Annotated in this window: 19 protein-coding genes and 2 pseudogenes; 14 read left to right on the plus strand and 7 right to left on the minus strand. The window is 64.2% G+C overall.

All coding sequences use genetic code 11. The features are described from left to right. Window positions 1–4 precede the first annotated feature (4 nt). On the minus strand, window positions 5–814 hold the full coding sequence (locus AC0V7N_RS03710; RefSeq protein ID WP_475454816.1) for a transporter substrate-binding domain-containing protein: 810 nt from the start codon (window positions 812–814) through the stop codon (window positions 5–7). Window positions 815–893: 79 nt separating this feature from the next. Continuing rightward, window positions 894–1,955 (minus strand): agmatinase, encoded by a 1,062-nt coding sequence (gene speB / locus AC0V7N_RS03715; RefSeq protein ID WP_475454818.1) that lies wholly within the window; start codon window positions 1,953–1,955, stop codon window positions 894–896. Window positions 1,956–2,164: 209 nt separating this feature from the next. Here speB and gcvA point away from each other — a divergent pair, with 209 nt between their 5' ends. The 8 genes and pseudogenes from gcvA (at window position 2,165) to AC0V7N_RS03755 (ending at window position 11,192) form a co-directional block, all read left to right on the plus strand. Next, entirely contained in the window at window positions 2,165–3,139 is a 975-nt protein-coding gene (gene gcvA / locus AC0V7N_RS03720; protein WP_475454820.1) for a transcriptional regulator GcvA, read from the plus strand. A 136-nt stretch (window positions 3,140–3,275) separates the two neighbouring features. Further along, the gene (gene pncB / locus AC0V7N_RS03725) at window positions 3,276–4,580 is read left to right on the plus strand and encodes a nicotinate phosphoribosyltransferase (RefSeq protein ID WP_496627713.1); all 1,305 of its coding nucleotides are present in this window, start codon (window positions 3,276–3,278) and stop codon (window positions 4,578–4,580) included. A 173-nt stretch (window positions 4,581–4,753) separates the two neighbouring features. After that, window positions 4,754–6,195: pseudogene (locus AC0V7N_RS03730) on the plus strand (hypothetical protein). 154 nt (window positions 6,196–6,349) lie between these two features. Next, window positions 6,350–7,654, plus strand: a complete 1,305-nt coding sequence (locus AC0V7N_RS03735; protein ID WP_475454824.1) for an ABC transporter substrate-binding protein — start codon at window positions 6,350–6,352, stop codon at window positions 7,652–7,654. A 244-nt stretch (window positions 7,655–7,898) separates the two neighbouring features. Further along, on the plus strand, window positions 7,899–8,780 hold the full coding sequence (locus AC0V7N_RS03740; protein ID WP_475454826.1) for a branched-chain amino acid ABC transporter permease: 882 nt from the start codon (window positions 7,899–7,901) through the stop codon (window positions 8,778–8,780). Further along, complete coding sequence (locus AC0V7N_RS03745; RefSeq protein WP_496627714.1) at window positions 8,777–9,739, plus strand: ABC transporter permease subunit; 963 nt, start codon at window positions 8,777–8,779, stop codon at window positions 9,737–9,739. The genes AC0V7N_RS03740 and AC0V7N_RS03745 overlap by 4 nt, the downstream gene beginning before the upstream one ends. Then, window positions 9,736–10,461 carry an ABC transporter ATP-binding protein gene (locus AC0V7N_RS03750; protein ID WP_475454830.1) on the plus strand — a complete coding sequence of 242 codons (726 nt, stop codon included), beginning with the start codon at window positions 9,736–9,738 and terminating at the stop codon, window positions 10,459–10,461. Before AC0V7N_RS03745 ends, AC0V7N_RS03750 begins: the two co-directional genes overlap by 4 nt. Further along, window positions 10,458–11,192 carry an ATP-binding cassette domain-containing protein gene (locus AC0V7N_RS03755; protein WP_496627715.1) on the plus strand — a complete coding sequence of 245 codons (735 nt, stop codon included), beginning with the start codon at window positions 10,458–10,460 and terminating at the stop codon, window positions 11,190–11,192. Before AC0V7N_RS03750 ends, AC0V7N_RS03755 begins: the two co-directional genes overlap by 4 nt. On the opposite strand, the gene AC0V7N_RS03760 is transcribed toward AC0V7N_RS03755, so the two are convergent. Both AC0V7N_RS03760 and pncA read right to left on the minus strand, forming a co-directional pair. Next, complete coding sequence (locus tag AC0V7N_RS03760; protein WP_475454832.1) at window positions 11,193–12,587, minus strand: sodium:proton antiporter; 1,395 nt, start codon at window positions 12,585–12,587, stop codon at window positions 11,193–11,195. It lies immediately after the preceding gene. A gap of 205 nt (window positions 12,588–12,792) precedes the next feature. Continuing rightward, on the minus strand, window positions 12,793–13,407 hold the full coding sequence (pncA, locus tag AC0V7N_RS03765) for a bifunctional nicotinamidase/pyrazinamidase (protein ID WP_475454834.1): 615 nt from the start codon (window positions 13,405–13,407) through the stop codon (window positions 12,793–12,795). Between the two features lie 289 nt (window positions 13,408–13,696). On the opposite strand from pncA, the gene AC0V7N_RS03770 reads away from it, so the two are divergent. From AC0V7N_RS03770 to AC0V7N_RS03795, 6 genes and pseudogenes are all read left to right on the plus strand, one after another. After that, window positions 13,697–14,554: an FAD binding domain-containing protein gene (locus AC0V7N_RS03770; RefSeq protein ID WP_496627716.1), complete on the plus strand. Its 858-nt coding sequence runs from the start codon at window positions 13,697–13,699 to the stop codon at window positions 14,552–14,554. Further along, complete coding sequence (locus AC0V7N_RS03775) at window positions 14,551–17,367, plus strand: molybdopterin-dependent oxidoreductase (protein WP_475454838.1); 2,817 nt, start codon at window positions 14,551–14,553, stop codon at window positions 17,365–17,367. Before AC0V7N_RS03770 ends, AC0V7N_RS03775 begins: the two co-directional genes overlap by 4 nt. Continuing rightward, window positions 17,364–18,905, plus strand: a complete 1,542-nt coding sequence (locus AC0V7N_RS03780) for a 6-hydroxynicotinate reductase (RefSeq protein WP_475454840.1) — start codon at window positions 17,364–17,366, stop codon at window positions 18,903–18,905. The genes AC0V7N_RS03775 and AC0V7N_RS03780 overlap by 4 nt, the downstream gene beginning before the upstream one ends. Beyond that, entirely contained in the window at window positions 18,905–19,789 is an 885-nt protein-coding gene (locus AC0V7N_RS03785; protein WP_475454842.1) for a UPF0280 family protein, read from the plus strand. The genes AC0V7N_RS03780 and AC0V7N_RS03785 overlap by 1 nt, the downstream gene beginning before the upstream one ends. After that, window positions 19,782–20,365: pseudogene (locus AC0V7N_RS03790) on the plus strand (amino acid synthesis family protein). Before AC0V7N_RS03785 ends, AC0V7N_RS03790 begins: the two are co-directional and overlap by 8 nt. Beyond that, the gene (locus AC0V7N_RS03795) at window positions 20,362–20,823 is read left to right on the plus strand and encodes a MarR family winged helix-turn-helix transcriptional regulator (RefSeq protein ID WP_172221215.1); all 462 of its coding nucleotides are present in this window, start codon (window positions 20,362–20,364) and stop codon (window positions 20,821–20,823) included. The pseudogene AC0V7N_RS03790 and the gene AC0V7N_RS03795 overlap by 4 nt, the downstream one beginning before the upstream one ends. A gap of 47 nt (window positions 20,824–20,870) precedes the next feature. On the opposite strand, the gene AC0V7N_RS03800 is transcribed toward AC0V7N_RS03795, so the two are convergent. From AC0V7N_RS03800 to AC0V7N_RS03810, 3 genes are read right to left on the minus strand one after another with little or no spacing between them, the layout of a single operon-like run. Next, complete coding sequence (locus AC0V7N_RS03800; protein ID WP_475454847.1) at window positions 20,871–21,836, minus strand: substrate-binding domain-containing protein; 966 nt, start codon at window positions 21,834–21,836, stop codon at window positions 20,871–20,873. Further along, window positions 21,833–23,152, minus strand: coding sequence for an ABC transporter permease subunit (locus AC0V7N_RS03805; RefSeq protein WP_496627717.1), 1,320 nt, complete (start codon window positions 23,150–23,152; stop codon window positions 21,833–21,835). Before AC0V7N_RS03805 ends, AC0V7N_RS03800 begins: the two co-directional genes overlap by 4 nt. Continuing rightward, window positions 23,149–24,735, minus strand: coding sequence for a sugar ABC transporter ATP-binding protein (locus tag AC0V7N_RS03810; RefSeq protein ID WP_475454851.1), 1,587 nt, complete (start codon window positions 24,733–24,735; stop codon window positions 23,149–23,151). Before AC0V7N_RS03810 ends, AC0V7N_RS03805 begins: the two co-directional genes overlap by 4 nt. Window positions 24,736–24,797 lie beyond the last annotated feature (62 nt).

The raw sequence follows: 24,797 nt of genomic DNA on the forward strand, positions 1-24,797 counted from the left end.
AAACTCAATCCTTGAGGTTGTCGGGGTTGAGCGGCGTCTTCAGCCATGCTTTCGAGCTTTCGTCCAGCTTGCCGTCGGCCAGCATCTTGGCGATGGCATCATTGACCGCCTTCTTCAGTCCGTCCTCATTCTTGTTGAGGCCGATATGCGAGGGCGAAGTCAGCAGCTGGAATTTCTGCTCCGGCTTCAGCGCGTCCTGCTTGGCCAGCACCTGGGCGCCGACATCGTTGCCGACGACCATCAGCTGGGTCTGGCCGGAGATGAAGGCCTGGATGACCGAATTGTAGTTGTCGAAGCGCTTGATGTCGGCCGAGGCGGGTGCGGCCTCGGTCAGCGAGGTGTCTTCGAGCGTGCCGCGGTTGACGGCGATCGACTTGTCGGCAAGGTCTTCCTTGCCTTTGACCGTCATTGCAGCCGGCCCGATCACCGCGATGTAGTAGGGCGCGTAAGCGGCGGCGAAGTCGATGACCTGCTCGCGCTCCTTCGAGTAGCCAACGCTCATCAGAATGTCGACGCGATGGTCGTTCAGATAGGGAATGCGGTTCTGGCCGGTGACGGCGATCGGGTTGAGCTTCACCTTGAGCGTGTCGGCGATGTACTGCGCGACGTCCATGTCGTAGCCCTTGAGGCTCATATCGGCGCTGGCCGAGGAGAAGGGCGGGAAGTCGGCAAAGACGCCGACATTGATGGTGCCGGCCTTGGTGATATCAGCCAGCGCGTCGGCATTGGCGGCCTGGGTGGCGATACCGAGGCCGGCGGCGCCCAGCACCAGGATGGCGGCGATGGATGATTTGAGTGTTTTTTGGATTGTCATTGTTATTCCCCTTCTGGAAGCTTTTGATTGCTTGAAGCGGCCGCCGGCTCCAGCGCGGTGGCCGCTTTTACTTTGATCCTTAGGCTCCTTTGCCCGCAATTGCCGGGCTGAACACCATCAGGCTCAGGATTTCGAACAGCACCTGGGCGCCGGCGTGAGCGGTGTTGGTGGTGGCGTCATATTGCGGCGCCACCTCGACGACGTCGCCGCCGACGATGTTGAGGCCTTTGAGGCCGCGCAGCAGTTCAAGCACTTCGCGCGTCGTCAGGCCGCCGACTTCCGGCGTGCCGGTGCCCGGCGCGAAAGCCGGGTCGACGCTGTCGATGTCGAAGGAGACGTAGGTCGGGCCGTCGCCGACGATCTTGCGCGCCTTCTCGATGATGGCGGGTATGCCGAGACCGGTCACCTCTTCGGCATGGACTACGGTCATGCCGGACTCGTAGGTGAACTCCCACAGATATTCGGCCGAGCCGCGGATGCCGATCTGGATGGTGCGCGTCGGGTCGAGCACGCCATCGAGCACCGCGTTGCGGAACGGTCCGCCGTGGTGGAACTTGGTCATGTCGAACAGGCCGCTGGTGTCGCAATGGGCGTCGATATGGATGAGGCCGACCGGCGCCTTCTTGCCGACGGCCTTCAAGATCGGATGGCTGATCGAATGATCGCCCCCGACTGATAATGGAATGACGCCGGCATCGACGATCTGGTTGGTGCGGCGCTCGATGTCCTCATGGCTGATCTCCAGCCGGTAGCGGCTGCGGAACGGCGTATCGCCGATGTCGGCAACCCTGAGTTCGTGCGTCGGGGCGCATTCCAGCACGTGATTGTAAGGGCCGATGCGCTCGATGGCGCGCAGCGCCCTCGGCCCGAAGCGCGAACCCGGCCGGTTGGTGACGCCAAGGTCCATCGGCACGCCGATGATGGCCACCTGCAAATCGCCGAAATCCGGATTCTCCGCGGCGATTTCGTGGTAAGGCGCGGCGAGGAAGGTCGGGATGCCGGAATAGGGCGCCAACCGCGTGCCGCTCTTGGAGAAGATCTTGTCGGCGACCTTGCGGAATTTCGGGTCGAACATCTCGCCGCCATGGCTCTCGCCATACTTGCGACGCAACGCGTCGAGCTTGCCGCGATCGTAACCCATATCCGTCCCTCCTGGCTGATGCAGTACGACCGTCGGCGACCTCGAGCGAACCGACCGTCATCCGGCCGGGTCGCTGTCCCGCTGGCTGCCTGCAGATTTCACGTCTTGATGCTTGTTCCGAGATGAAGTGTCCGGCAGCCGCATTGAAAAATCAATTGATATTGTTAGGGTGTTTTCTGTGAGAAAATCTCACAAAGATGTGGAGCATCATGGCCAAGCGCCTGCCACCCCTGAACCCGCTGCGCGCCTTCGAGGCAACGGCGCGCCATGGCTCGCTGACCAAGGCGGCGGGTGAGCTGAATGTCACGCATGGCGCCATCAGCCACCAGATCAAGGCGCTGGAGCAGTCGCTCGGTGTCAAGCTGTTCGAGCGTGTCGGCCAGCGGGTCAAACTGACGCCGCATGGCGCCGAACTCTTGCCGGCGGTCTCGACAGCCTTCGACGGCATCGCCGCCGCCACGCAGCGGCTGACGCGGCCGGCGAGCAGCGGCGCGCTGTCGGTGTCCTGCGTGCCGGCATTGCTGCTTTTGTGGATGACGCCGAGGCTGGGCAGCTTCACCGCGCAATATCCCGACATCCAGCTGACGCTCATCCCCTCCAACGATCCCAGGGATATCCGCGCGCCGCATATCGATGTCTGCGTCCACTATGGCAATGGCAGCTGGGCCGATTGCTGGATGCGCAAATGGTCGGGCCTCGAACTGTTTCCCGTGGTCAGCCCGACCTTGATCAACAACCGGCCGATTCGCAGCGTCAGGGACCTTGCCGACCACGTCTTCCTGCATGGCGATGACGGCCGCGAATGGCACACTTGGCTGGCAACCGCCGATGCACTGGATCTCGAGCGCGGCCGCCGCCATTATCTGGGTGACGCACGCATGGCGACCGAGGCCGCGGTGCACGGCCATGGCGTGGCGCTGGGCGATTCCGTGACGGCAAGCGCGCTGCTGGCCAGGGGCATGCTGGTCGCGCCGTTCAGCCTGTCGGTGCCGGCGGTCGATGAATTCTACATCGTCTGCCGCAACGAAATGCGGACCACGCCGATCGTGCAGGTGTTCATCGACTGGCTGTTCGCCGAGAAGGCCGGGGATGACGGCCGCGCCGACGCTCCCGTGGCGGGCCGTATCCTTAGCCGCCGCAAGCGTCCGCAACTCAAGGTCATCGGCGCCAAGACTGCGGGCTGAAACCGGCATGCTCATGGTCATATGCAGGCCGTTCTTTTTGTCGGGCCAGCTTGAAAGCGGGCAGCGTTCTGGCCAATTCGATGCTATGAGGCCTGTCGCGATTGTGGGTGGCAGGCAGCGAAGGCGGTAACCAGACATGGCAAAGACCGATATTGCGCGGCGCGTCTATAACCACACCTGGAAGCTCGACCCGATCGTGCGCAGCCTGCTCGACACGGACTTCTACAAGCTTCTGATGCTGCAGATGATCTGGGGCATGTACCCCAAAGTCGAGACCACCTTCTCGCTGATCAACCGCACAACCTCGGTGCACCTGGCCGACGAGATCGACGAGGGCGAGCTGCGCGAACAGCTCGACCATGCCCGCACCTTGCGCTTCTCCAAGAAGGAGATGATCTGGCTCGGCGGTAACAATTTCTATGGCCGCAAACAGATCTTCGAACCGGAGTTCCTCGCCTGGCTGGAAGGCTTCCGGTTGCCCGACTACGAGCTGTCGAAGCGCGACGGCCAGTATGAACTGACCTTTAGCGGCCCGTGGATGTACACCACGCTGTGGGAGATCCCGGCGCTCGCCATCATCAACGAGCTCCGCTCGCGCGCGGCCATGCGAGCCTTCGGGCCGTTCGCGCTCGATGTGCTCTATGCCCGCGCCAAGGCCAAGATGTGGGCCAAGACCGAACGGCTGAAGGCATTGCCCGGCATCCGCATCTCGGATTTCGGCACGCGCCGTCGCCACTCGTTCCTGTGGCAGCGCTGGTGCGTCGAGGCGCTCAAGGAAGGCATTGGCGAAGCCTTCACCGGCACCTCCAACGTGCTGCTGGCCATGGACAACGACCTCGAAGCGCTCGGCACCAACGCGCATGAACTGCCGATGGTGTTCGCGGCACTGGCCAACTCGGAGAAGGAACTGAAACAGTCGCCCTACAAGGTGCTGCAGGACTGGCAGCGCTACTATGGCGGCAATTTGCTGATCGTGCTGCCCGACGCTTTCGGCACCGCTTCCTTCCTGCGCGACGCGCCGGACTGGGTGGCCGACTGGACCGGCTTCCGCCCCGATAGCGCGCCGCCCATCGAGGGCGGCGAAAAAATCCTGTCCTGGTGGCGCGAGAAGGGCAAGGATCCCAAGCAGAAGCTGCTGATCTTCTCCGACGGGCTCGAGGTGGAAACGATCGAGGAGACCTACCGCCACTTCAAGGGCAAGGTGCGCATGTCCTTCGGCTGGGGCACCAACCTCACCAATGATTTCGAAGGCTGCGCGCCGACGGAGACCAACAGCCTGGACGCCATATCGCTGGTCTGCAAGGTCACCGAGGCCAATGGCCGGCCGGCGGTGAAGCTTTCCGACAATCCCGCCAAGGCGACGGGGGACGAGAAAGAAATCGAGCGCTACATCAGGATTTTTGGCCAGAAAGACCGCGTGGAGCAATTGGTCAAGGTGTGACGGGATCGGCGGGGTTCTTGGATAGGTCGAGTTCCTTGTCGCCCCCCTCTGTCCTGCCGGACATCTCCCCCTCAAGGGGGGAGATTGGCCGTTTCTCTGCCGGCGCTTCTCTTGCAGCACTGGAGATTGGCGAAGGCAAAGATGACAGCGTGATCTCCCCCCGTGAGGGGGAGATGTCCGGCAGGACAGAGGGGGGCCTCGTAGAGCGGCTTCCTTCGGGATTTCTGCCTGTAAGCATCGCCACTTCGTTGGCGCTTCTCCCCACCCCCGCCTTCGCCCATGCCTCCGACCGTGGCCATGTGCTCCTTCTCCCGACCGGCTACTATCTCATCGGCGGCGCTTTCGCCGTGGCCGTCAGCTTCCTCGTGCTGGCGCTGCTGCCGGCGGATTGGCTTGATCGGTTCTGGCGCCACCGCATGCCGCTGTTCGCCCTCGGCGACAGCGCCCGCACCGCCATCAGCCTGGCATCCTTTGCCGGCTTTGCAATTCTCATCGCCGCCGGCTTTTTCGGTAGCCGCGACCCGCTCTCCAACCCGCTGCCGCTGGTGATCTGGACCTTGTTGTGGGCCGGCCTCACACTGCTGCAAGGCGTCTTCGGCGACCTCTGGTCATGGCTGAACCCGTGGTATGGGCCGTGGCGCCTCGTCTCTCGCCTGTTTAGCGCAAGCGATGAGGGATCATGGCAGCTCCCCCGATGGCTCGGCTGCTGGCCTTCCGTCATCCTGTTTTTCGCCTTTGCCTGGTTCGAGCTCATCGATCCGGCGCCTGACGATCCGGGCCGCCTTGCATGGGCCGCCGGCCTCTACTGGCTGTTCACCTTCCTCGCCATGCTGATGTTCGGTTATCCCCAGTGGAGCCGCAGCGGTGAGTTCCTGACGATCTTCTTTTCCATGGTGTCACGTTTCGCTATCTTCGAACGAAACGAAAATGGCCAACTTGCATTGTGCTGGCCAGGCGCCAAACTGTTGACGGCTGAGCCCCTTTCGGGCAGCGGCATCGCGTTCCTGCTGCTGGCCCTGTCCTCGGTCTCCTTCGACGGCCTGTCGAAAACCTTCTTCTGGCTCGGCCTGTTCGGCGTCAATCCGCTCGAATTCCCGGCCGCACCGCCGTGATCGGCAGCGGCACTTTCGGGCTCGTGCTGACGTTCCTTCTGCTGGCGGCGGTGTTCATGCTTGCGGTCTGGCTCGGCCAGCGTCTTGCCGGCAGCACTCAGCCATTCGGCCAAGCGGCCGGACTGCTGGTCTGGTCGATCGTGCCGATCGCGCTCGCCTATCATGTCGCGCACTATCTGACGGCGCTGCTGGTCGACGGCCAATATGCGCTTGCCTCCCTGTCCGACCCGTTCGCGCTGGGCTGGAACCTGTTCGGTACCGCCGACATCCAGGTCGAGGCCGGCATCGTCGCCGGGGCGGAGTCGGCCTGGTGGCTGTGGAACATCCAGGCCGGCGCCATCATCCTGGGCCATGTGCTTGCCGTCCTCGTTGCCCACGGCTTTGCATGGCGCCTGCATCCGCAGCCTGCCCGCGCCGCGCTCAGCCAGTTTCCACTCACGCTGCTGATGATCGCCTATACGGTGTTCGGCCTCTGGTTGCTTGCCACGCCGACCGCCGGATGAGAAAAGGGCGGCCCCGATGTCGTTGGGGAAAGCTCGCTTGCCACATCAAGGCTTTGGTGATTTAGTTTGTACACATGCAATTTTTTGCCTCCTCTGAGCGAGGATGCCGAAGCCGCCTTATCGTTGGTCAAAACCGAAAAACAGGGGAACGAACATGGCTGACAAGAACGGATTTTTCGACCTCTCCAAGACTGGCCTCACCCGCCGCACCGCACTGAAAGGCCTGGCCGCAGGCGCCGGCCTCGCTGTTGCGCCCGGTTTCGTCCGCTATTCCCAGGCGCAGAGTTCGGCGCCGATCAAGATCGGCTTCCAGTCGCACCGCACCGGCATCGGCGCTGCCTATGGCCGCTGGTACGAGAAGACCACCGCTGCCGCTGTCAAGGCGATCAATGCCGCCGGCGGCATCAATGGCCGGCAGGTCGAAGTGATCATCGAGGATGACGGCACCGATCCCGGCCGTGGCGCCGAAGTGGTCGGCAAATTCGCCACCCAGCACAAGACCGACATCGTCTTCGGCACGCTGTTCTCGCATGTCGTCATCGGCTCGGCGCCCGCCGCCGGCGAAAACAAGATGCCCTATTTCGTCGTCAGCGAAGGCCACCATGTCGCCTCGACCAAGCTCAACCGCTACGTCTTCCAGCCCGGCATCACCGACGTGAAGAGCCAGATCCAGTCGATGGCACCGTGGATCGCGGCCAATGCCGGCAAGAAGGTGACGCAGATCTTCCCCGATTTCGCCTTCGGCTACGACCACCGCGACTACCTGCCGCCGGCGCTGAAGGCGCAAGGCGCCGAGGTCATCGCGCAGATCGCCATCCCGCCGACGGAATCGTCCTTCACCAAATATTTCCCGCAGATCCCGCCCGAGACCGAAGTTATCTACCATGTCATGGTCGGCCCGGCGGTGCTCACCTTCGTCAAGGAGCTCGGTGAATTCTACGGCTCCAACCGGCCACAGCTGTTCGGCTTCATCGATTCGCTCGAAGCCACCGACATCAACAGCCCCGGCCTGGAATTTTTGGACGGCAGCCATTTCTGGGAAGGCTCGCCACGCTATGCCCAGGCCGACGACAGCGAGGCGCAGAAGGCCTATCGCGCCGCCGTCGGCATCGACGACAATGGCGCCGCCGTCGGCGACCCCAAGGACGTCTCCACCGCCGCGCACATGTTCGGCTGCTGGGAGACGCTCTACGTCGTCAAGAAGGCGATGGAAGATGCCGGCTACAAGGGACCGGAAGACCGCGCCAAGCTGGTCGAGGCGACCGAGGCGCTGACCGCCTTCGCCGAGGGCCCGGAGCATCCGCAAGGCGCAAAAACCTTCAACGGCAAGATCCACCAGTGCTTTGGCATCCAAAACATCTCCAAGGTCGAAGGCGGCAAGCTGAAGGTGGTGCACAAGACCAAGATCGAGGATGGGCTTTACGAGGCCGAGGGGGATTATACGACGCAGGCGCTGTGAGCTTAGCTCCAGCAGCGTGAGCGCCAAGGCACCCCCCTCTGTCCTGCCGGACATCTCCCCCGCAAGGGGGGAGATCAACAGCTCATGCGATTGCCCTGCCTTGCGGGGGGTGAGGCGTGGTCCGCGAAGCGGACGGAAAGCCAATTGCTTGGCTTTCCGAACAACGAACGCACGTAACGACAGCAAAGGGCCGGGCCCGGCAGGGCAGAGGGGGGTGCCTCGCGCATCCCTCGGTGTCTAGCCCATGCACTTTGGACCCCACCTCCTCCTCGCCGCCCTTGAAGGCCTCGTCACATCAGCCGTGCTGGCGCTCACCGCGCTCGGCCTCTCGCTGGTGTTCGGCGTCATGCGGGTCGTCAATGTCGCGCATGGCGAGTTCTTCATGCTGGGCGCCGTATTCGCCTGGGCGATCACATCAGCTATAGGCGGCCATCCGGCGCTTGGCTTCCTGGCGGCGCTGGTGATTGCGCCGCTGATCGTCGGCGCCATTGCGCTGGTCGCCGAGCGGCTGGTGCTGCGCCGGCTCAACTACAATCCGGAAGCCACCATCGTTGCCACAATCGGCATGCTCTACATCATCCAGCAATTGGCGTTGACCTTCTATGGTCCCGAGGCGCGGCCCGTCGAGCCGCCGTTCAACTACCGCATCCTTTTGCCGTGGTTCGGCTATTCCGGCTACAAGCTGTCGATCATTGCGGCTTCCGCACTTCTCTTGATCGCGACATGGCTGGTGCTGACGCGCACCAAGATCGGCCTCGTCATGCGCGCCACGCAATATGACAGCGAGACCGCGCAGGCCTTCGGCATCCCCGTCGGCCGCGTCTATGGCGGCGTCTTCGCGCTTGGCGCCATGCTGGCGGCCATCGCCGCGGTGCTGATCGTGCCGATCAGCCAGGCGCATTATCTGATGGGGCAGGATCCGCTGCTGCTCTCCTTCATCGTCGTCATCATCGGCGGTCTCGGCTCGCTGCGCGGCACGGTCGTCGCCGCCGTGCTGATCGGCATGTCGGACGGCATCATCTCGATGTTCTTCTCACCTACCTTGGCCAAGATCATCGCCACGCTGCTGGTCGCCATGGTGCTGGTGTTCCGGCCGCAAGGCCTGTTCGGGACGGCATCGCGATGAGCGAAGCTTCGCCGGCAAAGGCCTATGCGCTGCATCTCGGCGTCATCGCCCTGCTTTTCATGCTGAGCTTCCTGCTGCCGGAGTATTATCACGGCCTGCTTGCCCGCATCATGGTGCTGGCGGTGTTCGCCATGGGCTACAACATGCTGTTCGGCTATGTCGGCCTGCTCAGCCTCGGCCATGCCATGTTCTTCGGCGCCGGGCTCTATGGCGCCGGCCTTGCCATCATCCAACTCGGCTGGAACGTGCCGGCGGCATTCGCCGCTGGAATTGCCTGCGGCGCCGTTCTTTCCCTAATCATTGGCCTCCTGGCGCTGCGCACCACGGGTGTCGCCTTCATGATCGTCACCATGATGTTCGCGCAAGTGTTCTATCTCCTGATCCTCTACTTCGCGACCTGGACCGGAGGCGATCAGGGCATGGTCGTGCCGCAGCCGACGCGCGTCCTCACGTTCGGCGTGACCTCGCTCGACCTCACCAATCCGACCGTGCGCTACATGAGCGCGCTGGCGCTGTTTTCGCTCGTGTTGCTGATCACACTGGCCATCGTTCGCTCCCGCTATGGCCGCGTGCTGGTCGCCATCCGTGAGAACGAGGAGCGCACGAAGATGCTGGGCTACGACACCTTTTCCAACAAGCTCATCGCCGTCGTCGTCTCCGGCACGATCTGTGCGGCGTCGGGTGCGGCCTATGCGCTGCTGTTCGGCTATGTCGGCTCGAGCTTCGCCTCGGTGCAATATTCGATCCTGCCGCTGCTCTGGGTCTTGCTCGGCGGTGCTGCCACGACGCTCGGGCCGCTGATCGGCACGGTGTTCATGTACTATGTCATCGACGTCACCAGCGGCTACACATCGGCCTATCTGCTGATCGTCGGCGTGGCGCTCATCCTTCTGGTGCTGTTTTTCCCGAAAGGCATTCTGGGCAGCATCCGCCAGCGCTGGTTCGGGTGGCTGCCATGACGCCGCTTTTGACCACCAAGGGCCTGTCGCGCAATTTCGGTGGCCTGCGCGCCGTCGACGGCGTCGACTTCACCTTGATGCCGGGCGAGATCCGCGCCGTGATCGGCCCCAACGGGGCGGGGAAAACCACCTTCGTCAGCCTGGTCAGCGGCCGCATCCAGCCCTCTTCGGGCGCCATCGTCTTCGATGGCGCCGACATCACCGGCCTGCCGGCCTATATCCGGGTGCGCCAGGGCATCGCCTACACCTTCCAGATCACCAGCGTCTTCGCCAATCTCAGCGCCTACGACAATGTGGCACTGCCGGTGCAGCGGACGCTGAGCGATGGCCGCTCGAAAGGTGCGGTGCGCGCGGGTGTCATGTCGGCGCTCGAACGCACAGGCCTGGCCGACCGCGCCCATATGCCGGCCGGGCAACTGTCCTATGGCCACCAGCGCCTGCTGGAAGTGGCGATGGGCCTGGCGCTGAAGCCACGCCTTTTGATCCTCGACGAGCCGACGCAAGGGCTGGCCGACTCTGAGATCGACAATTTCATCACCCTGGTGCGCGAGATCGCGAAAAACGCCACCGTGCTCCTGATCGAACACAACATGCCCGTCGTCATGCAGCTTGCCGACCGCATCACCGTCTTCAACGCCGGCAGGATCCTGGCGGAAGGCACGCCCGAGGCCATCCGCGAGAACGCGGCGGTTCAGGAAGCCTATCTGGGGACCGCCCCATGATTGAAACAAAGACGACAGAGGCGAAGGCTCAAGCACTCACCATCTCGGGGCTGGACTGCTTCTATGGCGAGGTCCAGGTGCTCTACGGCCTCGACCTCGTGCTGAACAAGGGCGAGGTGCTGTGCCTGTTCGGCCGCAACGGCGCCGGCAAGACGACGACGCTGAAGGCGATCATGGGACTGGTTCCCTCAAGTGCCGGCTCGATCAAACTCGCCGGCCAGGAATTGACCGGGCTGCCGGCGCACGAAGTGCCGAAGGCCGGCGTCGCCTATGTGCCGCAGGGAAGGCGGCTGTTCGCCGAGATGACGGTGGCGGAAAACATCGAGATCGGGCTGATGGCGCGCGGCAAGGGCAAGGCCGTGCGGGAAAACGTCCTCGACCTTTTTCCATTGCTGCGCCAACGGCTGCGGCAGCGCTCGGGCACATTGTCGGGCGGCGAGCAGCAGATGCTGGCCATGGCGCGCGCGCTCTGCCTCGAGCCGCAGGTGCTCTTGCTCGATGAGCCGACCGAAGGGCTGATGCCGTCGATGATCGCAAAAATCCGCGAGACAGTGGCGAAGCTGCGCGACATGGGCGTCTCGACCATTTTGGTAGAGCAACGCGTCGATGCGGTGCTGTCGGTAGCCGACCGCGTCTCGTTCATCGAGAACGGCCGCAACCGCGAGACTGTGGATGTCGAGGAATTGCGCGCCGATCCGTCGGCGGTTCGCCGCTATGTCGGCGTCGGCTGATCAGCCGAAAAACAAAAAACCGGCGATCAAGAAGGTCGGGATCAGCACCAGCCCTGACCACAGCATGTAGCCGAAGAAGCCGGGCATCTCGACGCCGCGCTGCCTGGCGATGGCATAGACCATGAAGTTGGGCGCGTTGCCGATATAGGTGTTGGCGCCCATGAACACGGCGCCGGCCGAAATCGCGGCAAGCGTCGAGGCAAACTCCGTCATCAGGTGGTGTGGATCGCCGCCGGCAAGCTCGAAGAACACCAGATAGGTCGGCGCGTTGTCGAGGAAGGACGACAGTGCCCCGGTCAGCCAGAAATAGGCGAGGTCGTTGGGCGTGCCTTGCGCCGAGGTGACGAGCGCGACCAGCGGCGCCAGCGCGCCCTCATGACCGGCCCTCAGGATGGCGATGACCGGCACGATGCAGATGAAGATGCCGGCAAACAATTTTGCCACTTCGGCGATCGGTCCCCAGTTGAAGCCGTTCGCCTCACGGTATTCCCGGCGCGAAACCGCCAGCGAAACGAAGGCCAGCGCCAGGATGATGGCGTCGCGCACCAGGTTCTCCAGTTCCAGCGTCACGCCTTGGATAGAGACGCTGACCTCCGGCTTCCATGTCGCCGACAGCAGGATGGCGCCGATGACGCCGGCCAGCAGCGGAATGTTGGGCAGACCGCGGATGCGTATCTTCGAATCCGGTGTCGGGTCCTTGATCTTCGGCGCGCCGTTTTCGCGCCGGTGCAGGATGATGTCGATCGCCAGGAACACCGCCAGCACCAGGCCGCCAACGAACAGCGTCTCGCGATAGAGGTTGGCGGTCGTCCAGAAGAAATCGACGCCGCGCAGGAAGCCGACGAACAGCGGCGGGTCACCGAGCGGGGTCAGCGAGCCGCCGATGTTGGAAACCAGGAAGATGAAGAAGACGACGACATGGGCGTTGAACGGCCTGTTGTCGTTGGCGCGGATGATCGGTCGGATCAGGATCATCGAGGCGCCGGTCGTGCCGATGACCGAGGCAAGCAGCGCGCCGACCAGCAGCAGCCCGGCATTGACCAGCGGCGTGCCGTGGATGTTGCCGGCAACCAGGATGCCGCCCGAAATGGTGAACAGCGCGAACAGCAGGATGATGAACGACATGTATTCGGTGAGCAGCGCATGCAGCACCGCCTCGGTCGCCGAAGGCAGACCGAAGGCAAGCGCCAGCGGCACGACCACAGATGCGGCCCAAAGGGCCGCGATCTTGCCGTAATGATGCTCCCAGACATGGGGAAACAGCAGCGGTCCGGTGGCGATCGACAGCAGCAGGCCGGCAAAGGGCAGCGCCCACCACAGCGACATCGAGGCGCCGGGCAGCGCGTGTCCCTCGGCCGCGAAGGCTGCTCCCGGGAATAGCATGACAAGAGCCATAGCGCATGCCGCCCGCAGGGGGAGTGAATATGAAAAAGGCCCCCTCATCCGGCCGCTTCGCCGCCACCTTCTCCCCGTGGGGGAGAAGAGACTGGCGTCGACGCGACCCCCCTCCTCTCCCCTCGGGGAGAGGAGGGATTGCCCCGAATTGCTTTTCGCAATTCGGTTGGCAATCCGGGTGAGGGGTTCTTTCCCAAAGGCCGGTTCAGTCCGACAGCTGGTCTTGCAGCGTCACGCCAGCATCGCGCATACGCTGCAGCATGGCATCGAGCGAGCCGTTGAGATCGATGCCACGGCAGGCATCGAGCCGGACGGTGGTTTTAAAACCCTGGCTGACAGCGTCCAGCGCCGAAAAGCCGACGCAGAAATCGGTCGCCAGGCCGACCAGGGTGATGGTGTCGATGCCGCGCTCCCTGAGGTAGCCACCGAGGCCGGTCGGCGTCATATGGTCGTTCTCGAAGAAGGCCGAATAGCTGTCTATTGCCGGGCGAAAGCCCTTGCGGATGACGAGTTCCGCCTTGGTCCAGGCAAGGCCGGAATGGAAATCCGAGCCGAGGCTGCCCTGGATGCAATGGTCCGGCCACAGCGTCTGCTGGCCGTAGGGCATTTCGATCATCGTGTAGGGCTGTGCGCCCGGATGGCTGGAGGCGAAGCTGGAATGGCCGGCGGGGTGCCAGTCCTGCGTCAGCACGACATGGTCGGCGTGCCGGATCATATCGTTGACCAGCGGCACGATCTCGTCGCCGCCGGTCACGGCCAACGCGCCGCCCGGGCAAAAGTCGTTCTGCAGGTCGATGACAACAAGCGCTTCGTCGGCCATGGGCTTCCCTCTTCTGTACGTCGTGCTCCAGTGGAAAATGCCGCGAACGCGACCGGAGGCAGAAACTTGACCAGATGGCCGGCCGCGTCAACCTCCGCAGGCGTAACAATCTCGTTGCATGCACCCTGGCAAGGACGACAGACCAAACTCTGGCTTTGACAATTTCCTCCGGCTTGATATCATTTGCATACGAATGAATTTCCGGTTTGAAAACCGGCAACACGATCCCGGGGTAAACGCCTTGGGAGGGCCAATTTCGGGGAAGGCCCCATCTCTGGGAAGGCAAAGCGTGATCCGTTACGCGAAACCCACCACGGTTGACGAGGCGCTCGCGCTGCTTGGCGAGGGCGCCTGGCGCATCCTTGCCGGCGGCACGGATTTCTACCCGGCGCAGGGCGCGAAGCCGTTCCGCGACAATGTCCTCGACATCAATGGCCTCGCCGCGCTGCGCGGTATCACCGAGACGGATGACCATTTTGTCATCGGCGCGCGCACGACGTGGACCGACATCATCCGCCATGCCTTGCCGCCGGCCTTCGATGCGCTGAAACAGGCCGCGCGCGAGGTTGGTTCGCCGCAGATCCAGAATGTCGCTTCCGTCGCCGGCAATCTCTGCAACGCCTCGCCGGCCGCCGATGGCGTGCCGGGGCTGCTCGTGCTCGATGCCGAGGTCGAACTGCGTTCGGCAACGACAACGCGCAATCTGCCGTTGCCGGATTTCATTCTTGGCAACCGTCGCACGGCTTTGCAGGCCGGCGAGATGGTGACGACCATCCGCGTGCCTAAGCCTGCCGCCAGCGGCACGTCCGCTTTCGTCAAGCTCGGCGCTCGGCGCTATCTCGTCATTTCCATCGCCATGGTGGCGGCGCGTCTGGTCGTGGAGAACGGTACTGTCATTGAAGCGGCGATTGCCGTTGGATCGTGTTCGGCTGTCGCCAAGCGGCTTGCCGGCGTCGAGGCCGCGATACGCGGGTTGCCGGCCGATCATGGACTCGCCGCTGCGATCCAGTCCGCGCCGATGACCGAGCTGTCGCCGATCGCCGATGTGCGCGGCAGTGCCGAATACCGACTCGACGCCGTGCGCGAGATTGTTGCCCGGGCAGTGCTGACGGTAACCGGACCGATGAATCATATGGTGGCAGCATGAGCCAGGTTCTGCCTGAAGTCCGTGAAGCTCTGCTCGATCCGGGCAGAGTCCAGCCTGGCCTCGGCCTTGAACGCTCCGACATCGCCTTCGAGGTCAATGGCGCCGCCGTCTCGGTCAATGTGCCGCCTCTGCGCCGGCTATCCCAGGTGTTGCGCGACGAATTGCAGTTGACCGGCACCAAGGTCGGCTGCGACGCCGGTGACTGCGGCGCCTGCACCGTGCTGGTCGACGGCGACCCCGTCTGCGCCTGCCTCATGTCGGCCGCCTCAGCCGCTGGCTCATCGGTGACGACCGTCGAAGGGCTGGCCAATGGCCGGTTGTCGGCGCTGCAGGCCTCTTTCCTCGCGCATGGCGCGGCTCAATGCGGCATCTGCACGCCGGCGCTGCTGGTCGCGGCAACGGCGCTGCTGGACACCAAACCCCGACCGACCGAGACCGAGGTGCAGGATGCGCTGGGCGGTATTTTGTGCCGCTGCACCGGCTACCGGAAGATCATCGCGGGGGTGATGGAGGCCTCCCTGCAGGCAGCAAACCTCGATTTCTGCCTGCCCCAGTCCGGCCACGCCGTTGGCGCGTCACCGGTCAGGCTCGACGGCGTGCCGAAAGTCACCGGCGGCGAAAAATTCGGCGGCGATTCCTTCCCCGCCGATGCGCTTGCGGTGCTGGTGGTCCGTTCGCCGCATTATCACGCCAGTTTCGCCTTCGGCGATCTCGACAGCTGGGCCAAGGCGCGTCCCGGCATCGCCGGTGTCTTCACAGCGGCCGACATTCCAGGAAAAAACTGCTTTGGCGTCATCGGCCCATTCGCCGACCAGCCTGCGCTGGCTGAAGGGTTTGCGCGACTGCGCGGCGAGGCGGTGGCACTGGTCGCCGGCGAGCGCGAGGCGATGCTCGATCTCGACCTGTCGGATTTTCCTATCCGTTGGACCGAACTGCCGCATTTTCTCCAGCCTGCCGAAGCCCAGGCTGACGGCGCCGTGCTGATCCATGCAAATCGCCCCTCGAACCTGCTGACCTCCGGCTTTGTCGAACGCGGCGATCCCGAGGCGGCGCTTGCCAATGCTGCCGTCATCGTGTCCGGTGCTATCGACACCTCCTATGTCGAGCACGCCTATATCGAGCCGGAGGCCGGCCATGCCTATATGGACGGCGACACGCTGGTCGTCGTTGCCTGCACCCAGGCGCCTTACATGGACCGCGACGACACGGCGAAGGTGCTCGGCCTTGCCGTCGACAAGGTGCGCATCGTGCCGACCGCGACCGGCGGCGGCTTCGGCTCGAAACTCGACGTTTCGCTGCAACCGCTGATCGGCCTCGTGGCGCTGAAGACCGGGCGGGCGGCGGCACTTGCCTACACCCGCAACGAATCGATGATGTCGACCACCAAACGCCATCCCTCGGAGATGAAGGCGACCATCGGCGCCGATGCCGAAGGCCTTGTCACCGGCATGATCTTCACCGGCGATTTCAACACCGGCGCCTATGCCAGCTGGGGACCGACGGTGGCCAACCGCGTGCCGGTGCATGCCTCCGGCCCCTATGCGACGCCGAACTACCGCGCCGAGGGCCGCGCCATCCACACGCATGGCCCGATCTCCGGCGCCTTCCGTGGCTTCGGCGTGCCGCAGGCGACGATCATGCAGGAGACGCTCTATGATGAGCTGGCCGGCAAGCTCGGCATCGACCGGCTCGACTTCCGCGTGAGAAACTGCCTTCGGAACGGTTCCGAAACGGTCACCGGACAGAGGCTGGAGTCCGGCGTCGGCATTGCCGAATGCCTCGAGGCGCTGCAGCCGCATTGGGCGCGGGCGACGGCTGACGCAGATGCTTTCAACAGGGCCCATTTGGACAAAAAACGTGGCGTCGGCGTGGCGTCCTGCTGGTATGGCTGCGGCAACACTTCGCTGCCCAACCCGTCGACCATCCGCGTCGGCATCGTGGCTTCGGGTGACGTCATCCTGCACCAGGGCGCCGTCGATATCGGCCAGGGTTCGAACACCGTCATCACCCAGATCTGCGCCGATGCACTTGGCCTGCCGCTGGAGAGATTCCGGCTGAAGAGCGCCGATACGGCGATCAGCCCGGACGCCGGCAAGACCTCGGCCTCGCGCCAGACGTTTGTCACCGGCAAGGCGGCCGAAAAATCCGGCCGCGCCTTGCGCGAAAAGATCCTGCGCTTTGCCAATGTCTCGGACAAGGCATCCCTGCAACTGGACGGTGCGGCGATCGTCATCCGCGAAGGTGACGCCGCCCGCCGCATCGATCTCGCTTCGCTCGACGCGGATGCCGATGGCTTCGTCTTCCGCGCCCAGGAGACCTACGATCCGCCGACGCTGCCGCTCGATGCCAAGGGCCAGGGCAAACCCTATGCCCTCTATGGCTACGGCGCCCAGATCGCCGAGCTCGAGGTCGATCTCAAGCTCGGCACGGTGAAGCTGCTGAAAATCACCGCGGCCCATGATGTCGGCAAGGCGATCAACCCGCTGCTGGTCGAGGGCCAGATCGAAGGCGGCATCGCGCAAGGCATCGGTATGGCGCTGATGGAAGAATACATTCCCGGCCGCACCGAAAACCTGCACGATTATCTCATCCCGACCATCGGCGACGTGCCGCCGATCGAGACCATCCTGGTCGAGGTTCCCGATCCCGAGGGGCCGTTCGGCGCCAAGGGGCTGGGCGAGCATGTGCTGATCCCGACGGCACCGGCGATCCTCAACGCCATCCGCCACGCCACCGGCGTCCTGGTCACCAAGGTTCCGGCGACGCCGACGCGTATCCGCGCCGCTATCCGCGAAAAGGAGGCGCGCATATGAGCGAGCTTGCCGAACGTTTCGAAACCCATGATCCCGGCGAGAAGCTGGTGGCGGAGAAGATCCGCTGCGATGCCTGCCCGGTCATGTGCTACATCGCCGATGGCCGCACCGGCGCCTGCGACCGCTACGGCAATGCCGGCGGCCGGATCGTGCGCATGGACCCGCTGACCATCCTCGATCATGCGGCCGAGACTGGCGCGGCTATGGTGCCCTTCATCGCCGAGGGCGAGGCATGGGACGGCGAGTTGCTCAACACCGGACGCCGCTTCGTCACAGCCATCGGCGCCGGCACCACCTATCCCGACTACAAGCCGGCGCCGTTCATCGTCAGCCAGGAGGTCGAGGGCGTCGATCTCGTCACCGTCGTCACCGAAGGCATTTTTTCGTATTGCGGCGTCAAGGTGAAGATCGACACCGACCGTCACCTCGGCCCGGAAACGGCTGTGGTGCGCTCGCAAGGCGAGGCGATCGGCCATGTCACAACAGGCGAATATGGCTCGCAGATGCTGTCGCTGGGCGGCGTGCATCATTTGACCGGCGGCTCCAAGGCCGAGGGACGCGCCACCTGCGATGCGCTGCTCAATCTGTGCAACCGCAAGCCGGTGGAGCTCGCCATCGACGGTGGCGCCACGATCATCGTCGAAGCCGGCAAACCACCCGTCATCGACGGCAAGCAGGAACACCGTATGCGCGTCGGCTGCGGCTCGGCCACCATCGGCATGTTCGCCACGCAATGGCGCGGGCTGGTCGACGAGGTGGTGGTGGTCGACGACCACATCACCGGCGTGGTTTCCGAGCACCAGGCCGGCAAGGTGCTGGGCTGGCAGGATACCGGGATCAAAATCATCGGCCGCCGTTCGACGCCGGGCCGTTATTTCAAGGTCTCCGAGCCCGGCCTCGGCTGGGGCGGCACCAGCATATCCGATCCGTTGTCGATCCTTGGCGAATGGAACGCCAAGAAGGGCGCGCGGTCGGGCCTGTCGCTGCTGATGGTTTCGACCACCGGCGAACAGTTCGCCTATTACGAACTCGATGACGAATTGAAGCCGGTGGAAAAACCGTTTCCGGAACGGCTGCAGAAGTCGGTTAATCTGATCGAGGACAATTGCGAGCCGGCTTTGTGCACCGTGCTGTTCATCGGCGGCGCCGGTGGTTCGCTGCGCGCCGGCGTCACCGAAAACCCGGTCAATCTCACCCGTTCGGTACAAGGCCTGAAGACATATGTCACGGTCGGCGGCGCGCCGGTCTATGTCTGGCCGGGCGGCGGCATCACGCTGATGGTCGATGTCACGCGGGTGCCGGAAGGCGCCTTCGGCTATGTGCCGACGCCGGCGCTGGTGGCGCCGATCGAATTCACCTTGCGTCGCGACGACTATATCAGGCTCGGCGGCTATGAGGCCGAGATCCGCAGTGTCGAGGACATCGTCGCCAAGGGCGGCGAATACCTCAATGCACGCAGCGGCACCGGTGCTGCGGCCAACAATCCCTGGCCGCCGCTGGCGCAGTTGCGCCGGGCCGCATCGAACGGGACCGGATGATGGACGACCCGCAAGCGCATTGGCTGCAGGACGGCAAGCGGCTGCATCTCAACCACGGGCCGATCGATCTGATCGTCGAAGCCTTTGGCGAGGCGCACGAATGCTATCTGGCCTATGAGCAGGCGGTTGCACGCTTCCAGACGATCCTGATTGAGTTGGTCGAGGAGCTTCCCGAATTGCGGCTCCCGGCATTTTTCCTGGCGCCACGCACCTTTGCCGGCCCGACGGCACGCCGCATGGAAGCAGCCGTCATGCCCTTGGCGGAATGCTTCATAACGCCGATGGCCGCCGTTGCCGGATCGGTAGCCGACGAAATGCTTGCCGCGCTGCTTGCCGGCCGCAAGCTCGATCGCGCCTATGTCAACAATGGCGGCGACAGCGCGCTCCATATCGGCAGGGGCCAGGCGATGGGCCTGGCGGTCGCCGGCACCGGCAACGGCATGGCCGACCGGATCACGATCAGCGCGGAAGATGGCGTTGGCGGCGTCGCCACCAGCGGTTGGCGCGGCCGCTCGTTTTCTCTTGGCATTGCCGACGCCGTCACCGTGCTGGCGCGGACTGGCGCCGAGGCCGATGCGGCGGCGACGCTCATTGCCAACGCGGTAGACCTGCCCGGCAATCCCGCCATCAAGCGCATTCCAGCAAGCGAATTGTCCCCCGACAGCGATCTCGGCACGCGGCTGGTGACGCAAGGCGTCGGCACACTTGCACTTGGCGAGGTGGCGCGGGCGCTGGACAATGGCCTTGCCGTCGCCGAAGATTTTCGCCGGCGCGGCCTGATTGCCGGATCGGCGTTGTTTCTTGGCGGTGAGGCCCGCATCAGCGGTTCCGTGGCGCTTGCCGCGCCCAACAAAAATCCGAGGGAGGAAGTTGCCCATGCCTGAGTTTCCGATCCGCAAGGTCGCGGTGCTGAGCGAAGAAATCTTTCACGAAGGCGGTCCGCTGGCCGATGTGCCGCGACGGCGTGCGGCGGCCATGGCCGTGGTCAAAAACCCGTTCGCCGGGCGCTATGTCGAGGATTTGCAGAGCGCCATGGACGATCTGAAGCCGCTTGGCTTGCTGCTTTCCGACAAGCTCATCGCCGCCTTGGGCGGTGACGTGAAGCAGATCGACGGCTACGGCAAGGGCGCCATCGTCGGCATAGCGGGTGAGCTGGAGCATGGCGCGCTGTGGCATGTGCCGGGCGGCTATGCCATGCGCGAGCGGCTCGGCGACGCCAAGGCGATCGTGCCGTCGGCCAAGAAGGTCGGCGTCTTCGGCTCGAAGCTCGACGTGCCGCTCGGCCATATCAACGCCGCCTATGTGCGCAGCCATTTCGACGCCATGGAGGTCGGCATCAGCGACGGCCCGCGCCCCGACGAGATTCTTTTTGTCTGGCCATGACCTGCGGCCCGCGCATCCACAATCGCATGGGCGGCCTTGCGGCCGACGGCATCAAGGCCTGGGACGGGCTGCGGTGAGCGGCGAGGACAATCTGCTCAAGCTGGTCGAGGTCGAGGCGCCGGACGATCAGGATTACCTCTTGCAGGAGCAGGTCGGCTTCATCCTGCGCAAGGCGCACCAGCGCCATGTCTCGATCTTCGCCGCGCATATCGGCGACCTGACGCCGCCGCAATTCGCGGCACTGGCCAAGCTGCGCGATGTCGGCGAGACCTCGCAGAACCAGCTCGGCACGCTGATCGCCATGGATGCGGCGACGGTGAAGGGCGTCATCGACCGGCTGAAGGCGCGCGGCCTGGTCGAGCTTTCCAAGCACGAGGTCGACAAAAGGCGGCTGCTGGTCAATTTGACCCCCGAAGGCCGCGATGCGATCGAGCGCCTGATCCCGCTGGCGCGCGAGATCACGAGGGAAACGCTGGCGCCGCTCTCGGCTAAGGAGATCGCCACCTTCACGAAGCTGCTGGCCAAGCTGGCGTAGGTTAATCCTGCCGGACGCCAATCAGCGCCCGGCAGAAGAGTATCGTCTCAGAGGCCGTTATCCTTCAGCACCTGGGCGGCGTTTTCCTTGGTGATCTTCTCGGTCGGCAAGGTGATGGTCTTTTCGACCTTCTCGCCATTGAGGAACTTGATCGCCTGGCGCAGGCCTTCCGCGCCCGGGGTCACATAGGTGAAGGTCGCCGTCAGTTCGCCCTTGTTCACCATTTGCACGCCTTCATTCGGCAGGCCGTCGATGCCGATGAACTTGATGTCCTTCTCGCGGCCGACATCCTTGGCGGCAAGATAAGCGCCGTAGGCCATCGGGTCGTTGTGGCCGTAGACGAGATCGATCTTCTCGTTGGTTTTCAGCGCGTTGGCCATCAGATTGTAGGCCTGGTCCTGTTTCCAGTCGCCTGACTGCTGGTCGAGTAGATACTTGATGCCCGGCTCCTTGTCGGTGAATTCGTGGAAGCCGTCATGGCGGTCATGCGCCGGCTGGGTGCCCATGCCGCCCCAGATCTCGACGACATTGCCCGCTGCCTTGCCCTTGCCGCCGAGCAGTTCGACGGCATATTCGCCGGCCGCGCGGCCGATCAGGGCGTTGTCGCCGCCGACGAACTGCGTGTAATCCTTGGTGTCGACATTGCGGTCGAGCACGAAGACCGGGATCTTGGCGTCGATGGCCTGCTGCACGACGCCGGTCAGGCCGGCGGATTCCTTCGGCGACACCAAAAGCGCATCAACCTCCTGACGGATCAGGTTCTCGACATCGGCAACCTGCTTCTCCGTCTTGTCCTCGCCGTCGGTGATGATCAGCTCGACCTCGGGATGCTTGGCGGCTTCGGCGATGATGTCCTTGTTGAACTGGGCGCGCCAGGGCTCGATGGTGGTCACCTGCGAAAAGCCGATCTTCCACTTCGTGTCCTGGGCGAAGGCATTGGTCGAGAGCAGCGCGGTGGTGGTCAGCAGTGCCGCGCCGAGGGCGGCAAGCTTGAGCATGTCACGTCGTTTCATTTCTTGTTTCCTCCGAGATTGAGAGACGGGGTCTCTTGTGACGGTCGCTTTGCCGCGGCCGTTTCCTTGCGCGCCGTTTGCCCACCGGGCAGGCGCAGATAGGCCAGGAGATCACCGACATTGCGCTCCTGCACGAGCACGGTGCCGATGATGATCATCCCCTTCAGCACCAGCTGAAGGTTCGAATTGATGTTGTGGAGCTGCAATATGTTGGAGAGCAGCCCGAAGATCAGCACGCCGCAGAACGTGCCGATCAGGCTGCCGCGCCCACCCATCAGGCTGGTGCCGCCGATGACCACGGCGGCGATGGCGTCGAGCTCCAGCCCGGCGCCGGCATCGGGCTTGCCTTGCCGGTACTGCGCCACATAGAGCACCGCGGCGATCCCGGCCAGCAGGCCGGAGATGGCATAGGTGGCGATCTTGACGCGGCCGGCGGCGATGCCGGACAGCCGGGCCGCCTCTTCATTGCCGCCGATGGCATAGACGTAGCGGCCGAACGGCGTGAAGCGCAGCACCGCGCCGTAGATCAGGATCGCGCCGAGGAAGAACAGGCCGGGCATCGGGATGACGCCGAACACCAGTGAGCGCAGCATTTCGAAATCGGCGGTGGCGTTCGAGCCGGTATAGACCGGCAGCACGGCATTGTTCTGGCCGGCGGTCAGCCGGGCGATGCCGAGTGCCGTCACCATCATCGCCAGCGTGACGATGAAGGGCTGCAGCCGCCCGGCAACGATGATGAAGCCGTTGATGGCGCCGAACAGCAGGCCGACGCAGGGCGCCACCAGCAGCACACCAAGCACGCCGAATTTGGGCTCGATCTGCGGCAGCAGATACCACAGAGCGAGGCAGCACAGGACGACGCCGACGATGGCCGGCGTGACCAGCCCACGAACGCTGTCCAGCCGGACATCTCGCGCGGCGGCATCCGCACCGGCGCGGGATTTTTCGAGATTGAGAAAGATGAAGCGGGTGACGACGAAGCCGAGGCAAAGCGCCACCAGGGCAACGGTCGGCACGCCCAGCACGACACCCGGCGTCACGCCCGGCACCGTCAGCAGCATGGCGCAGACCACCGAGCAGATGGCCATCAGCGAGCCGACGGAGAGGTCGATGCCGCCGGTGATGATCACCGCCGTCATGCCGGTGGCGATCAGCCCGGTGGTCGACACCTGGCGCAGCACGTCGAGCAGATTGCCGTAGGACAGGAAGATGTTGTTGCCCTTGGAACTCACCGGTGAGCCCAGCACGCCGATCAGGAAGATGGCGATCAGGCCCCGATAGAGCTTGGTGCGGGACAGGAGTTTCAGGGCAGTCATGCGGCTGGTCTCGATAGAGTTCGGCGGGGTGCTGCGAGGCGCATGATCGCCTCTTCGCTTGCCGCCGCGCGGGAAAGAATGCCGGTCTGGCGGCCGTCGGCCATCACCAGGATGCGGTCCGAGAGGTGCAGCAATTCCGGCAGTTCGGAACTGATGACGGCGATGGCAAGACCATCGCGCGCTAGCTGGAAGATGAGGTCGTAGATCTCGCGCTTGGCGCCGACATCGATGCCGCGCGTCGGCTCGTCCAGCAACAGCACGCGTGGCCTCGTCGCCAGCCATTTGCCGATGACGACCTTCTGCTGGTTGCCGCCCGACAAGGTGCCGGCAGGCTGGTCAGTGTCCCGGCAGCGGATGCCGAGCGCCTTGACCGCCTGCCGCGCCAGCCCCTGCTCGCCGGCCAGCGAGCGGATGCCGAAGCGCGCCAGCGATCCGACCAGCGGCAGTGCCACATTGTCCGTGATCGACGCCTGCAGATGCAGGCCTTGCGTCTTGCGGTCCTCGGTCACCAGCGCGACGCCCAGCCGCCTTGCATCGCGCGGCGAGCGGATGTCCACGGGCCGGCCATCGAGGCGAATCTCGCCGCCGGCACGGCCGTCGCTTGAGCCGAAGATCGCTTCCATGATCTCGGTGCGGCCCGACCCCAAAAGGCCACCTATGCCGAGGATTTCACCGGCGGCAAGATCGAAGCTGACCCCTTCGATCACCTGCCGCCAGCCCTGGCGGTCAGGCTTCGACAGCGACAGATTGCTGACCGAAAGCACCGTCCTGCCGCCGGGTTCCCGCTCGTCCTGGGAGGATGCGAGCAGGTCCCGTCCGACCATCGCCGAAATGATGGCATTCTCGTCAAGCTCGGCCATCGGCCGCGTCAGTACATGGCGTCCGTCGCGGAAGACGGTGACGCGGCTGGCCAGATGCATGACCTCGTCGATGCGATGCGAGATGTAGACGATGGCGACGCCGCTTTCGGCAAGCTGGCGGATGATGCGGAACAGCCGCTGGCATTCGGCCGGCGACAGCGCCGAGGTCGGTTCGTCCATGATCAGGATGCGCGCCGACATCGACAGTGCCTTGGCGATCTCGACCAGCTGCTGTTCGCCGACGCGCAAGGCGCCGACGCGCGCTTCGGGATCGAGTTCGATGCCGAGCCGCTGCAAAAGGGCAGCCGCCGCGCGGCTGCTCGCCTTGCGGTCGACGATCAGCCCGGCGATCAGTTTCTCGCGGCCGAGGAAGATGTTGTCGGCGACGCTAAGCTCCGGCACCAGGTTGAGTTCCTGGTGGATGATGGCGATGCCGGCATCCTCGGCGTCGCGCACGCCGGCGAAGCTGACCGGCCTTCCATCGATGCTGACCGTGCCCTCGTAGCCGGTATAGACGCCGGACAGTATCTTCATCAGCGTCGACTTGCCGGCGCCGTTTTCGCCCATCAGGGCATGGACCTCGCCGCGCCGCAATTCGAAGCCGACATCGACCAGAGCGGCGATGCCGCCGAAGCTCTTGGAAATACGGTCGGCGCTCAGGACGACATTGGAACGGTCGGCCGCCGCGGCATGCCCATGGGCGATGGACGCTTCGTGCTCCATGACAATGGCGGCCTCCCTTCCGTCGTCGTCAATTTCATCCAAACGCTAATCTAAACGTTTCG

The organism is Mesorhizobium kamtschaticum (assembly GCF_056174585.1).